Here is a 13,405-nt window from a genome sequence, read left to right on the forward strand (position 1 = left end):
CGCGCCGTGGCCGGTGGCCTTGCTGGCGCTTTACTACCTTACCCCCACCTCAACCCATATGTCAATACCACCCACCATAACCCCTCCAGACGCAGCAAGGGATCCGGATTCGCCGTTAGACTGGTGAGGGGATCTTAAGGTTTCGGACGGCTTTATGGGGATTGTGATTGGGACTGCAGCTCCTGACTTCAACCTGCCTGCAGTGGGGAAAGGGATCCCGAAGGGGGCGACGATTTCGCTGGGGGCCTACCGAGGCAAGAGCAAGGTGTTGCTGGCTTTTTACCCGGCGGACTTCTCGCCGGTGTGCACAAGCGAGATGCGCTGCTTTCGGGAGGATTGGGGAGCTTTTCGGGCGGCAGGGTGTGAGATCCTGGGCATCAGTAGCGATCCCCTCTCTCGACACGAAGCTTTTGCCGAGCAGCTTAAGCTGGAGTTTCCCCTCCTAAGCGATGTGGATAGGAAGGTGAGCCAGCTCTATGGGGTAGACAGTTTTTTGGGGACGCGGCGGGCCTATTTTGTGGTGGACAGCCAAGGGATCCTGCGCTATCAGCATGTGGAGTGGCTGCCCATCTTCAAGCGGGACAACCGCGAACTGCTGGAGGCGGTGAGGGCAGTGGGCTAGGGGCGGGATCCTTCTGGAGTGGGCAGGCGAATCTGCTGGGCTTGTCCGCTGTCTGCCAAAATAAGCGGGCTCTGGCCGAGGGGCTCGAGGATCCAGTTGCGTTGGGGCGGGATCCAACTGCCCTGGCGCGGCTGGATCTCCAGGATGAGCTGGTGGGCTTCTTGGCGCAGGCAGAAAGTGGTGGTGGCCCAATGGCCGCTTTGGTAGGCGAGGGTTTGGCCGTCGTCTTCGTAGAGGGTGAAACTGCCGTCGCCGGGATAGAGGCGGAGGTGGAGCTGGTCGCGGCGCAGGTGGGCGGTGGATTGGCAGGGAGGAGCCAGGGGAAGGATGGAGCCGCCGCGCACAAACAGGGGAAGCTGCTCCAGAGAGGCGGGGACGAGGATGGAGCCGGGGCCGCGCTGGGCTTGGCCTGTCCACCAGTCAAACCAAGTGCCTGCGGGGAGATAGACGGCGCGGCAGCGGACGCCGGGGCGGACGACGGGGGCAGCCAGAAGAGCGGATCCCAGCAGGGCTTGATCCGAGATCTCGTAGGTCTGGGGATCGTCGGGAAATTCGTAGAACAGGGGGCGCAGGATGGGGGAGCCGGTTTGGCTGGACTCCCAGAAGAGGCTGTAGAGGTAGGGCAGAAGCCGGTAGCGAAGCTGGATGGCCTGCCGAGCAATGGCTTCCACCTCAGGGCCAAAGCTCCAGGGCTCGTGGGGACGGGTGCCCAGGGCGCTGTGGCCGCGCATGAGGGGGTAGAGGATCCCCATTTGCATCCAGCGGGCAAACAGTTCAGGAGTGGCATTGCCCCCGAAGCCGCCGATGTCGGCCCCGACAAAGCTAACTCCCGACAGGCCCAGGTTGAGGAGCATGGGCAGGGACATCTCCAGGTGTTCCCAGGAGGATTGGTTGTCGCCTGTCCAGACGGCAGCCCAGCGCTGGATCCCGGCAAAGCCGGAGCGGGTGAGGACAAAGGGGCGCCGGGCGGGGTTGAGCTGTTCTAGACCCTCGCGGGAGGCGCGGGCCATGAGCAGGCCGTAGAGGTTGTGTACCTCGGCGTGGGTGGTGCGCTCCTCAGGAGGGCCTTGGGGGGCGTCGGGGGGGATATCCACGATCTGGCCGCCGTCGCCGAAGGGGCGGTCGTTGAGGGCCGGCTCGTTCATGTCGTTCCAGATGCCATCCACACCGGCTTGGGTGAGAACCCGTTGCCAGGATCCCCACCACCGCCGCACTTCGGGGCACGAGAAGTCGGGAAAGAGGACTTTGCCCGGCCAAACATAGCCGTGGAAGAGGTGGCCATCGGCGCGGCGAATGAAGAAGTCCTGGGCCAGGCCCTCGTCAAAGACGGCGTAGTCAGCTTCGGGATCGAACTTGACGCCGGGATCGACAATGGCTACCCCTCGGAAGCCGGCTTCGTGAAGCTGGGCCATGAGCTGGGCTGGTTCAGGGAAACGGCGGGGATCCCAGGTAAAGACCCGGTAGCCGCGCATGTAGTCAATATCCAGGTAGATGGCGTCGCAGGGGATCTGGCGCTGGCGAAATTGCTTGGCGACAGCCAGAACCTGGGCGGCGCTGGCGTAGCTCCAGCGACACTGCTGGTAGCCGAGGGCCCAGAGAGGAGGCAGGGGGGTTCGCCCGGTGAGCTGGGTGTAGGTCTGGAGCACCAGGGCGGGGGTGGGGCCGTAGATGAGGTAGTAGTCCAGCTCGGGGGCGCGCACTTCGATGGCCCACTGTTTAGGATCCGCCTGGCCCAGGTCGAACTGGCTCCAGTGGGTGCAGTGCAGAAAAAGGCCGTAGGAGAGGCCAGGACGTAGAACCAGGGCGAAGGGAATGGCCAGATAGAGGTTGTCGCTCTGGGCGTCGTAGCCCCAGCAGTCGCGGGTCCAGTGGCTGTAGCGCCGGCCCCGCTTGTTGAGCAGGCCAGCCCGTTCTCCCAGGCCGTAGATGCGCTCGGCGGGGTGGAGGGATTTGACCAGGCGGATGTCATCGGATCCCCAACTGAGGCCGGCGGGGAGATCGGCACAAAAGACCTGGCCTTGGGGATCGCGAAAGCTAAAGCGGAGGGGATCCCGGTCGATCTGCAGTTGCACCTGAGAGGTGGCTAGGTGAACTTGGGTGGGGCTTTCCTGCAGCTCAAAAAAAGCCGGCGGCCACTCTTCATCCGCCAGAGCCACATCCCAAGAGCGGCGGGGCAAGAACTCGCCGCTGGGGCTAAAGCGCAGCCGCAGCAGACGAGGGGTGAGCACCTGCACAGACCAGCAGCCCTGCCTGCAGAGCAATTGGATCCCTCTGGGATGGATCTGGAGTTCCTGCAGGGATCCGCAGGTTTGCCGCTGGGGTGGGCAGGCGGGGAATTGGCCGAAGATCTCGCCGGGTTCCAGCATGGGTTGGGGACAGATCGCCGCCCTCAAGGCTAACCCAAGGCCGCAAGGGAACAGGGAGCTCCCCACTCTTGTGCGCAGCCAACTTTGCTCCCATCGGTACATCTTTTTGTGAAGAGCAGCAGCAATGATCGGCTAGCTCAGACCTCAAAATCCATCGCGAAAACGAGGCGGCAATGGCCATGCGGATCCCGGCGATACCACTCCTCTCCTTGTTGCTTTTGGGAGGGGTATTTGTCCCTGCTGCCGTGGGGGCCTACCCGGTTAGCCCGGAAACGGTCATGTCCCTGCAACAGGGGGATCACGCCCAAGCTCTGCCCAGAGCCAAAAGCCAGCAGCGCTTTCGGGTGGTGACGTTGGCAAGCGGGCTGGAGCATCCCTGGGGAATGGCCTTTCTGCCGGATGGCACCATCCTGGTTACCGAACGTCCGGGCCGGCTGCGCCGAGTTACCGAGCAGGGGTTGGATCCCCAGCCCATTGCCGGGGTGCCGGAGGTGTTTGCCCGCGGCCAGGGAGGGCTGCTGGATATCGCCTTGCACCCCAACTACGCGGAGAACGGCTGGATTTACCTGTCCTATGCGGCTCCTGGGCCGGGCGGCGGGGGGACGCGGGTGGCGCGGGCCCGCCTGGGGGAGAAGGGACTCCAGGATCTGGAAGTGATCTTTGACATGGAGCGCAAGACGCCTGCCCAACAGCACTTCGGCTCCCGCCTGGCCTTTGACGAAGAAGGGTTTCTCTACATCAGCACCGGCGACCGCGGCGAGCGGGATCGGGCTCAGGATCTGGGGGATGCTGCTGGCAAGGTGTTGCGCGTTACGGATACAGGCGGGATCCCGGCGGACAATCCTTTCGTGAATCAAGCGGGGGCTTTGCCGCAAATTTTTACCTACGGCCACCGCAACATTCAGGGAATGGCCCGCCACCCCGATACAGGAGCCATTTGGACGCACGAACATGGGCCGCAAGGTGGGGACGAGATCAACATCTTGGCCCCCGGCATCAACTACGGCTGGCCCCTGATTACCCATGGTCGGGAGTACAGCGGCGAACCGGTTGGTCAAGGACTGGCGGCAGCTCCTGGATTGGCTTCGCCGCTGCTGCACTGGACCCCCTCCATTGCCCCTTCTGGCATGACTTTCTACACAGGAGAGGCTTTCCCCGAATGGCGAGGCAACCTATTCGTGGGAGCGCTGGCCGGGCAACACCTGGCGCGCTTGGTGCTGGATGGGGATCGCGTTGTGGCAGAAGAGCGCCTTCTGGAAGGGGCGGTTGGCCGTATCCGGGATGTGCGCCAGGGGCCGGATGGCTTGCTTTACCTGCTGACGGATGCCCCCAACGGATCCCTGTTGCGCTTGCAGCCAAGCTCTTGATTGGGGTTAAGCTACATGGCCCCAGCCCCGGCAGAGTTTCTAACTCCCACTGCCGCCACTACAAGAACTTGACATCTTGCTCAAGGGGGAGTGGCTCTCCTGTTTGGGAGTCCGTATGGTGACAGGCAAAGCATTCCTCTGGAGTTAGCTTAATAACCTGACCTGGAGCGGGAAGAAAGAACATCCTTAGCTCTTTGGTCGGGATCAAGACGGTTTTGCCATTTGGGGCCTTGCGCTTGTGTTTTTCGTCAGTGAAGGTCCTGACAACGCAAGATATTGGATAGTATTCGCTGGTTTGGAGCTTGGCTTCCAGAAGCGCTCTCCAGTAGGGGCTGTACCCGAAAACCCACTGACCCTTGGAAAACTTGAGATCGAATGCTTGGCTCCAAATTCTGCTGTAAAAGGTGATAATAGACGTCTTGACTTTGTAGGCTCCTGTTATCTCCTCTAAGTGAGATAAAAACTCGCCGGCAGTCAATGATTGAGGAGGGTTGGTGAAGGGACTCATGCAGCATCTCCTGGCTGTTGGTTATAGTCAGGGGAGCCCTGCATCTTCCCAGCCTACCCCGATTGAAGCACCTGCCTAAGGGCAGGGAGGAAGCTGTCTGTCCTCGTTGCCGATAAGCGGTGGCTCCCCAGCAAAGGCGGGGGAGCCTGTAGACAGAAGCAGCACCCAGCAGGAGAAGGGGGAGCTCTGTCTGCTAAAGGTCAAAACCTATGGGCGGTACAAGATTCGAACTTGTGACCCCTTCCGTGTGAAGGAAGTGCGCTACCACTGTGCTAACCGCCCTTACTCTCACTCTAGCAACTGCTAGAGCTGGACTACTATCTTACACGATTCTTACACGATCGCGCCGCCTCTGCACAGCCGGTTGGCTTGAGAAGTTGAGCTGGAGGTTTGAATCCGGCTGGAGATGGCCGGGATCCCGCTTGGGGGCTACAGTGAGGGACAGAGGCTAGGGGCACTATGGCCTACTCACCGACTGAAGAGGCAATTGCTTTGCTTATCGATTTGGCGGAACGGGGCGAGATTAACCCGTGGGATGTGCAGGTTATCGACGTCATCGATCGGTTTTTAGCCCGTATGGCTCCCACTGCCAGCAGCCATGACCTGTCGGAGTCGGGACAGGCTTTTCTCCATGCCGCTATGTTGGTCTATCTCAAGGCGATGGCGCTGTCGAAGCCGGAAGACGAAGAAAGTGAGGAGACCAACCCGGTGCAGGTGGAGGAGGATCCCTGGCTGAGTTGGTCGTCGGCCCAACTGGATCGCGTGTTGCAACCCAGGGCCGTGCCCCGCCCGAGTCGGACTCGGCCCATCACCCTCAAAGAACTAATCGGCCACCTGCAGGAGCTGGAGACCTTGCTGGAACAGCGCCTTGAGCCTGCCTCAAGGCCCCTGGCTCAACGGGTTTCTCGCAAGCAAGCGCTATCAGCAGTCGCTCAGTTGGCCCACCCAGAAAACCTCGTAGAGACCGCCGCCGAGCTGGAATCTCTGCTTGCCCAACTTTGGCAGCAGGGTCTCGCCCAAATCAGCTTTGACGACCTGCAGCAATACTTTTGCCAAGAAAGCGCTCTAAAAGGCAGTGGCGGGGCTTCCCACCCGATTCAGGTGTTCTGGTCGCTATTGCTAATGGCTTCTCGCTCGCAGGTTGAGCTTTACCAGGAGGAGTTCTACGGCCCCTTGACCATTCGTCCCTGCCGTAGGGGATCCCTCCTAGAATAGATCCTACCCAGGGATCCCTTTCTGCCGCTTTCCATGAAGACTGCGGCTCAGTCGTGGTTGCCCTCCCGCTGGCCTTCCACATCGTTTCGGGCCCGATCCGCCCGTTTGAGGTCTTCTCCGTTCAGGCGCAGGGGCAGCAAAGACTCCGCTTCGCCGTCACGGACGGCAGAGGTTTCCCGATCCAGGTAATACTCTTCAAGGCGCTCGCTGCCGGCATGCTCTTCGCTGAGGGGCTCTGTGGCGCGAGGCGAAGAGGGAGAATGCAGTAACTCAGCAGGAGGACAATCCTCGGAAATGAGCAAATCCGAGGTGCTGAGCACCCCTTTCGGGATGGAGGAAAGGCGCTGGGCAACAGCTCCGATGCTCTCCAAACGAATCATCTCCTCCCAGGAGCAAATCTCCTCTTCGTCTTCCGTTTCGTAGCGAACCAGGATGGTATCCCCTTCGATATCGAGGATCTTGGCTCGTTCCAGCCAGCGTCCCTGATCGCGCAGGTAGATCCACACATCCTTGCCTTCGCGGCTGAGTTGATAGATCCTACGATGAAGCACGGTCCCCTCCTGAGATGAAAGATCCGGGCGAACTGTTGTGGGGGTTACCCAGTTCATCCTTCCATCTTAGCTGCTGGATCCCTCCGCTGTATGCTTTTTGCGCGGCGGGATGGAGCCTTTAATCTGGCTTTAATCTGGTTTTAATCTGGAAGGGATCCGGAAAGGCCGTCTCTCCATGCCCCAAGCCGTTTCAGAGTACTTAATAGTAACCATAGATACGGAAAACCATGCGCATTGCCATTGTCGGGTTGGGGTTGATCGGCGGATCCCTGGCCCTCAAACTCAGCGAAGAGGGTTATCCCGTCTGGGGGATCAGCCGCAATCGGGCCACCTGTCAGGCGGTGCTGGAACGGGGAGCGCTGCAGGGCTGTGGAACCGATTTGGCTCAGTTGGCTGATTTCGATCCCCAGGTGGTGGTGATCTGCACCCCCCTGGAGCAGGTATTGGTCACGCTGGCGGCCTTGGTGCCCCATCTATCGCCGCAGACGGTGGTGAGCGATGTCGGCTCGGTGAAACAACCGATTGTTGCTCCGGCAACGGAATTGTGGCCGCTGTTTGTTGGAGGGCACCCGATGGCCGGCAAGACGTTGCAGGGCATCCAGGCGGCGGAAGCCAGCTTGTTTCTGGGGCGGCCCTATGTACTCACTCCCCTCCCCCAGACGCAGCCGCAGGCGATCGAGGCGATGAAAGAACTGGTGACAGCGGTCGGTGCAGAAGTTGTCCTGGCCGATCCGAAACGCCACGACCAGGCGGTGGCCTGGATCAGCCATTTGCCGGTCATGATCGGCGCCGGCTTGATCGCTGCTGTCGGCCAAGAGGAGGATCCCGACATTCTGGAGTTGGCTCGCACCCTGGCCAGCAGCGGGTTCCGAGATACCAGCCGTGTCGGTGGCGGGATCCCGCAGTTGGGGCTGGAGATGGCCCGTCACAACCGACAGGCGCTCCTGGCCGCCCTGCGTGGCTATCAAGTCCAGTTGGGGAAAATAGAGCGGCTGATCGAAGGCGAACGGTGGGAGGAGCTGCTACAGATGCTGCAACGAACCCGCCAAGAATGGCAACAGTTCCGGGTCAATCAAATACCGTCCTGAGGGGCTACCTGTAGCTGCCGTAGGGGATCGCTGGCTCGACTTTGCCACTGCTCATTAGTGCCTTGTCTTCCTTCGCAGAGATTTCTAGGGTAGGAAACATATAGAGTAGGTCGACTAGCGATCAAGGCCTGTGAGCACCCTCCTTGCTGAAGATGACACCCTTTACCGCCAACATGTGCACAGCCTGCTGATGCATCATCTGCCTCAGTTTGGCCCGGTGTACATGGCCTCCAACGGCAGAGAGGCATTGGAGCTCTACCGTCAGCACCGTCCCAACTTCCTGTTGTTGGACATCCGCATGCCCGAGATGAGCGGGATCGAGGTGGCTCGACAAGTTTGGTCGGAGCAACCCAGTACGCGCATCATCTTTTGGTCCCACTTTGCCGATGAGGTTTATGTGCGGGAACTGCACAAGATCGTGCCGCCGCAAACTGTCTACGGCTATCTCCTGAAGAATTGCACCGACGAAAAATTGGTCAGTGCCATCCAGGCCGTGGTGCAGGATGAGCAATGCGTGATCGATCGGGAGGTGCGGGGGGTCGATTCCCGTTCGCAAAACAAAATTACCGGCCTCAGCGATGCTGAGTACGAGGTGTTGATCGATATTGCCCTCGGCCTCACCGATCAAGCTATTGCCGCACGGCGGTTTTTGTCGCGGCGAGGGGTGACCAATCGTCTGCGCAATCTCTACGACAAGCTTGAGGTGAGCAACGACCAAATTGAGAGCGAGGAGTGGGGCACAACTTTTAGCTTGCGGGCCCGCGCCATTCGCCTTGCCTTCAAGCGGGGTCTGATCAACGCCCAACTCCTGGATGAGGAGGAGGTGCACTTGGATCACTGGCTCAGCCGCTACCGCCTAGAGCCTTTGGATTAGTATCCAACCGGGTAAAAAGGAGGGGCTTGCTCGGATGCCTCCAGAGGCTTGGCTTTGCTCTGCCCCTGCCCAGAAGCCGTGCTGGGGAGGGCAATTGGCACCTCGATCATCCGCTCCGGTACCAGAGGCACCATGTCGGAGCGATCGGCGATTTCCCGCAAGGAATTGGCGATGGACTCTTGGGTGAGGAGAAACTGTCGTTCGTTGCGCTGCATCTGCTGCCACACTTGGTAGCGCTGGCTCCATCGGCTTTGGGTATGCACCGTCCAACTGTACACACTCAGCACTGACAACCCCGAGACGATGGCCATGCCCGTGGAGATCTGCTTCCACCAGATCAGGTGCTCTCTCCAGGCGGGATCCCGGCTATGGGGATAGGCTGATTTCGAGGGTTGGGGGCGACGGGTTCTGACTTTGCCGGCGGGGAGGGGCGGGGTAGTCCTTAGATGGGAACGAGGGGCCAAGGTCGCGGTTTTGCGCTGGACAGGGAGAAAACTGCGGCCACGGCTCGCGTTCAAAGGCTGGCTGACCATAGGGGTTTGCACCTCACCCACACCAAGAAATTGCTGCCAACTGGGCCCCACTCTATCCGATCTCCACGCACCTCATAGGGCCTCCAGGGGGGCAGGGCGGCAACTTAGCTGCTGCGGGCAGCCACTCGCAGTTTGGCGGAGCGGGCGCGGGAATTGCGTTGCTGCTCCAGCTCGGAAGGGCACAGGGGTTTGGGGGTGAGCACCTGCCAGCGGGGATCCGTACGAAAGGCCCATTTCACCAGGCGATCTTCCAGGCTATGAAAGCTGATCACGGCCAACCTGCCGCCGGGTTTTAGCCAATTGGGAGCCTGGGCCAGCAGGGTTTCCAGGGCTTCCAGTTCTCGGTTCACGGCAATGCGCAGGGCCTGAAAGATCCGCGTGGCCGGGTGGATGCGGCCCCGTCTTGCCGCCGGCGGCACCGCCTGCCAGACTACGTGGGCCAGTTGGGTGGTGGTGAAAAGGGGGCGGGAGCGTTCGATGTGGTGGGCGATGCGGCGGGCAAAGCGCTCCTCGCCATAGCGAACGAAAATGTCGATCAAGTCCTCGACGGGGCGGCGGTTGACCCAGTCGGCAGCCGTTTCCTGATCGGCAGTGGGATCCATGCGCATATCGAGCGGCCCCTCGGCGCGAAAGCTAAAGCCCCGCTCGGGGCAGTCCAGTTGGGGCGAGCTCACCCCGAGGTCGGCTACGATGCCATCGAAAGGGATCCCCTGCCCTCGCTCATCCCGAAAGCCGTGCCGCTGCAGGTCGAAATCGGCAAAGTTGAGGTGCCAGAGTTGGAGGCGATTGCCGGGGATCCCGGCTGCGGCCAGACGCGCCTGGGCCGCCTGCAGAGCCGTCGGATCGCGATCCAGCCCCACCACGCGATCCGCTCCCCTCTGCAGCAGCGCCAAGCTGTGCCCACCGCCTCCCAACGTCACGTCCAAAAACGCGCCGCCCTGCTGGGGTTGCAGGTAGGCCACCACTGCCTCCGTCAAAACGGACTCGTGGTGGTACAGAAGCATTTCCCCAAGCTCAGCTCTTGCCAAGTCCATAGGCGCAGGGGGTGGCTTTGATTCTTTCCCCGCTCCTAGCTTTACCTATTGCAGGATCGGTAGACAACTCTAGTACCATCAAACGCTAGCATTCACAACGTAAGGGCTTGCAAAAAAAAGGCCGAGGCCAGGCCCCGACCGAGGAATCCATGTTGTTAAGCTCATCCTCGAGGATAGGGTCGGCTGCCGTCAAAAGACGGGCTGTCTTCCAGTGGTTCAGGATCATCTGGGTGCAAGGCCGACCGCCGGCAAGAGCAGGGCAGGTTCCAGCCTAACGTATGATTAAGACTGCTCTTGCCTTTGTCTGTTCTTTAGTTTGGTGTTACGGCTGCTGTGCTGACCACCGCTTCTTCTGCCGACATCCTGACGCTCTCGCCCGCCCGCGGCCTGCGCGGTCAAGTGAGCATTCCAGGCGATAAGTCCATCTCCCACCGCGCCCTGATGCTGGGATCCCTGGCGGAAGGGGAAACCGTCATTCACGGCCTGTCGTTGGGGGAGGATCCCCGCAGTACGGCAGCCTGTTTTCGGGCCCTGGGGGCCGATATCCCAGAGCTCAACAGCGAGTGCGTCCGCATCCAGGGGGTGGGCTTGGATCGCCTGCAGGAGCCGGCAGAGGTGTTGGATGCCGGCAATTCCGGCACCACCCTGCGCCTGATGTTGGGGATCCTGGCTGGCCAGGCGGGTCGCTTTTTTGCTGTCACTGGGGATCGCTCCCTGCGCTCGCGGCCCATGGGACGGGTGGTGGAGCCGCTGCGGCAGATGGGGGCCAACATCTGGGGACGGGCCGGGGGCAACCTGGCACCTCTGGCTGTGCAGGGGGGATCCCTAAAGGGGATCCACTACCACTCGCCCGTGGCCTCGGCCCAGGTAAAGTCCTGCCTGCTGCTGGCGGGCCTGTTGGCAGAAGGCACTACTCAGGTTACAGAGCCGGCCCTTTCCCGCGACCACTCGGAGCGGATGTTGCGGGCCTTTGGCGCCGAGATCTCTGTCGATGTGGCGGCAAAAACCGTGGCGGTGGTGGGGGGATCCCGCCTAGTGGGCCAGACGGTGCAGGTGCCAGGGGACATCAGCTCGGCAGCCTTCTGGCTGGTGGCCGCCTCGATTGTGCCCGAGAGCGAATTGCTGCTACAGGATGTGGGTCTCAACCCCACGCGCACCGGCGTGCTGCAGGTGTTGCAGGAGATGGGGGCCGATATTCAGGTTGAGAAGCGGCGGGAGGTGGCCGGCGAGCCTCTGGGGGATCTGCGCGTGCGCTCGGCCCGTTTGCGGGGTTGCAGCATTGCCGGCGATCTCATTCCCACCCTCATCGATGAGATCCCGGTTTTGGCGGTGGCGGCAGCCTTTGCCGAGGGGACTACGGTCATTCGCGATGCGGCGGAATTGCGGGTTAAAGAGAGCGACCGCTTGGCGGCCATCGCCCAGGAACTCAGCCGGATGGGGGCCCAGGTCACCGAATATCCCGACGGCCTGGAAATCAAAGGGGGGATCCCTCTGCAGGGGGCCGAGGTGGATAGCCACGCCGACCACCGCATCGCCATGAGCTTGATGGTAGCTGCCCTGGCCGCCCAGGGATCCACCACCCTTCGAGGGGCCGACTGTGCCCGCATCTCCTACCCCGACTTCATTCCCACCCTGCAGCGGCTGATCAACCCTTCGTCCGCCTCCTAGCCAGCCAAGAGCCAACCTTTGCCAATGTCAGACCAGCCCATCGCCATCGAGCACCTCTGCTTCCGCGTTCCTCCCGGTGGCCAGAGGGCCTTTATCCTACAAGACGAGCAGGTTTGGGGGCCGGCCCTGCGCCAACAGCCGGGCTTTTTGGGCAAAGAAGTCTGGCTGGATGTAGAGGATCCCGAACTTGTCCACCTCATCCTCCGCTGGGCCAGCCGCGCCGCCTGGAAAGCTTTCCCCCCGGAGCAGGCGGAAGCCTTGGATCGGCAGATGCAGCCCTTCTACGTGCGCCTGGAGCAGGCCAAAGAATACCAGCTCTGGCAGCCCGGCCTGCCAGCAGAGGAAGCGGCCAACTAGGAAGCCTCAAAGCCCACCTCGGCAGCCGTTGAGTCGGCCCTAGTGGATGCTGCCGCCCGCTCCTGCTCCACCAACTCCCGCAGGCTGGGCATGGTTACCGCCAGAGCCCCTTCGCGCCGTTTGAGACCCGCCTCAAAGGTCTCGGGGGTCACGATCCCGCCGGAGATGAGCATCTTAAAAGCATCCTCCACCGGCATGAACACCTCCACCACCTGGTCTTCCGGCACGATGGCGTACCAGCCGGTGGTTGGGTTGGGCGTGGTGGGCACGAACAGGCTGAGGGAGCGCTGCGGCCCATCCGGTCGAATGGGAGTTTGAATGACGCCCGTTACAAAAGCTAACGCCCAAACCCCAGGCCGAGGATATTCCACCAGCACCACCCGTCGAAAGCGCTGGTTGTTGGGGGCAAACAAAACGCTAACCAATTGCTTCAGGGTTTTGTAGACCAGCCCCGCTATCGGGATGGCGTGGAGCAACTGCTCGCTTAGGTTGAGCAGCCACTGGCCAACAATGTTGCGGGCCATGAAGCCAATCAACAAAATGAGCAGGATTGGCGTCAGCAAGCCCACCGCCAGATCGATGAGGTTGATCAAAATCGGGTGCAGCCCCTGGATGGGATTAAACTGCTTGGGAATGCTGGTCAAAAAGCCAATGCTCCAGGTGGCCACTTCCACCGTCAGCCAAATGGTGGTTGCCAACGGGATCACCACCAGCAACCCCGCCACGAAGTAGTTCTTGAGATGCTGCTTCCACTGGGAAATCATGGTGAGATCGTTCCGTCGAGTCAAACAAGTGGACGCACCGAGCCGATGCAAGTGGAGCTTGCAGATGGCAACCATGATACCTGCCTTCTGCATCTCTCTCATGGGCATCAGCTGCAACTTGCCTGGAGAGAGGTTGGAGCTGCTCCAAAGCGCAAAGCCCCAAACTCGGCTGAGCTGATATTGTTATCTTAGGTCGATATAAAATTTTGTAAAGGCAGGGATCCCTCCTAGAGGCTTTGTGGTCAAGCCGTAGGATGCTCCCTCATCTCTGCCGGATGTCGTGTGGGAGGCCCTATGTCAGAGTCGGATTGGTTAGAGCACACCTGTCAGGTGGAGGTCCCGGTTCCTATCGAGCAGGTGTGGGAGCTGTGGGCCAACCTCGCCCTCATGCCGCGCTGGATGAAGTGGATCCGCTCGGTGGAGCTGCTGGATCAGGAGCTGTCGCGGTGGACACTGGA

At 61.1% G+C, this 13,405-nt stretch carries 13 protein-coding genes, 1 tRNA gene and 1 pseudogene; 8 read left to right on the forward strand and 7 right to left on the reverse strand.

Annotation, left to right across the window (positions count from 1 at the left end):
* Positions 1-154: 154 nt before the first annotated feature.
* Complete coding sequence (locus NW809_RS05670) at positions 155-622, forward strand: peroxiredoxin family protein (RefSeq protein WP_011431112.1); 468 nt, start codon at positions 155-157, stop codon at positions 620-622.
* Here the strand turns inward: NW809_RS05670 and NW809_RS05675 are convergent.
* On the reverse strand, positions 619-2,988 hold the full coding sequence (locus tag NW809_RS05675) for a glycoside hydrolase family 31 protein (protein WP_414401704.1): 2,370 nt from the start codon (positions 2,986-2,988) through the stop codon (positions 619-621). The two genes, NW809_RS05670 and NW809_RS05675, sit on opposite strands and share 4 nt — an antisense overlap.
* Positions 2,989-3,161: 173 nt before the next feature.
* On the opposite strand from NW809_RS05675, the gene NW809_RS05680 reads away from it, so the two are divergent.
* On the forward strand, positions 3,162-4,355 hold the full coding sequence (locus NW809_RS05680) for a PQQ-dependent sugar dehydrogenase (RefSeq protein ID WP_228375286.1): 1,194 nt from the start codon (positions 3,162-3,164) through the stop codon (positions 4,353-4,355).
* A gap of 58 nt (positions 4,356-4,413) precedes the next feature.
* Here the strand turns inward: NW809_RS05680 and NW809_RS05685 are convergent, their stop codons facing one another.
* Positions 4,414-4,863 carry a hypothetical protein gene (locus tag NW809_RS05685; RefSeq protein ID WP_041438520.1) on the reverse strand — a complete coding sequence of 150 codons (450 nt, stop codon included), beginning with the start codon at positions 4,861-4,863 and terminating at the stop codon, positions 4,414-4,416.
* 210 nt (positions 4,864-5,073) lie between these two features.
* A tRNA-Val gene (locus tag NW809_RS05690) sits at positions 5,074-5,145 on the reverse strand.
* A gap of 177 nt (positions 5,146-5,322) precedes the next feature.
* Between NW809_RS05690 and NW809_RS05695 the strand changes: the two genes are divergently transcribed.
* Positions 5,323-6,078, forward strand: coding sequence for a segregation/condensation protein A (locus tag NW809_RS05695; RefSeq protein ID WP_011431109.1), 756 nt, complete (start codon positions 5,323-5,325; stop codon positions 6,076-6,078).
* Between the two features lie 257 nt (positions 6,079-6,335).
* Here NW809_RS05695 and NW809_RS05700 read toward each other — a convergent pair.
* Positions 6,336-6,629 (reverse strand): annotated as a pseudogene (locus NW809_RS05700) (DUF6679 family protein); the annotation flags it as partial.
* 227 nt (positions 6,630-6,856) lie between these two features.
* Between NW809_RS05700 and NW809_RS05705 the strand changes: the two are divergent.
* Both NW809_RS05705 and NW809_RS05710 read left to right on the forward strand, forming a co-directional pair.
* Entirely contained in the window at positions 6,857-7,717 is an 861-nt protein-coding gene (locus NW809_RS05705) for a prephenate/arogenate dehydrogenase (protein WP_011431107.1), read from the forward strand.
* Between the two features lie 130 nt (positions 7,718-7,847).
* The gene (locus NW809_RS05710; RefSeq protein WP_414401705.1) at positions 7,848-8,591 is read left to right on the forward strand and encodes a response regulator; all 744 of its coding nucleotides are present in this window, start codon (positions 7,848-7,850) and stop codon (positions 8,589-8,591) included.
* Here the strand turns inward: NW809_RS05710 and NW809_RS05715 are convergent.
* Together NW809_RS05715 and rsmH are read right to left on the reverse strand one after the other, a co-directional pair.
* A complete protein-coding gene (locus tag NW809_RS05715) occupies positions 8,588-8,902 on the reverse strand; it encodes a hypothetical protein (RefSeq protein ID WP_206336836.1) in 315 nt (104 codons plus the stop codon). The two genes, NW809_RS05710 and NW809_RS05715, sit on opposite strands and share 4 nt — an antisense overlap.
* 326 nt (positions 8,903-9,228) lie before the next feature.
* On the reverse strand, positions 9,229-10,158 hold the full coding sequence (gene rsmH / locus NW809_RS05720; RefSeq protein ID WP_011431104.1) for a 16S rRNA (cytosine(1402)-N(4))-methyltransferase RsmH: 930 nt from the start codon (positions 10,156-10,158) through the stop codon (positions 9,229-9,231).
* 333 nt (positions 10,159-10,491) lie between these two features.
* Here rsmH and aroA point away from each other — a divergent pair, with 333 nt between their 5' ends.
* The gene (gene aroA / locus NW809_RS05725) at positions 10,492-11,826 is read left to right on the forward strand and encodes a 3-phosphoshikimate 1-carboxyvinyltransferase (RefSeq protein ID WP_011431103.1); all 1,335 of its coding nucleotides are present in this window, start codon (positions 10,492-10,494) and stop codon (positions 11,824-11,826) included.
* Positions 11,827-11,850: 24 nt separating this feature from the next.
* On the forward strand, positions 11,851-12,183 hold the full coding sequence (locus tag NW809_RS05730) for a TIGR03792 family protein (RefSeq protein WP_099812882.1): 333 nt from the start codon (positions 11,851-11,853) through the stop codon (positions 12,181-12,183).
* Here the strand turns inward: NW809_RS05730 and NW809_RS05735 are convergent.
* Positions 12,180-12,947, reverse strand: coding sequence for a DUF502 domain-containing protein (locus NW809_RS05735; protein ID WP_168173335.1), 768 nt, complete (start codon positions 12,945-12,947; stop codon positions 12,180-12,182). The two genes, NW809_RS05730 and NW809_RS05735, sit on opposite strands and share 4 nt — an antisense overlap.
* A gap of 294 nt (positions 12,948-13,241) precedes the next feature.
* On the opposite strand from NW809_RS05735, the gene NW809_RS05740 reads away from it, so the two are divergent.
* On the forward strand, positions 13,242-13,405 hold a 164-nt coding region (locus NW809_RS05740), incomplete at its 3' end, for an SRPBCC family protein (RefSeq protein WP_414401706.1).

This window comes from Synechococcus sp. WC101 (assembly GCF_047461555.1).
Taxonomy (GTDB): Bacteria; Cyanobacteriota; Cyanobacteriia; order Thermostichales; family Thermostichaceae; genus Thermostichus.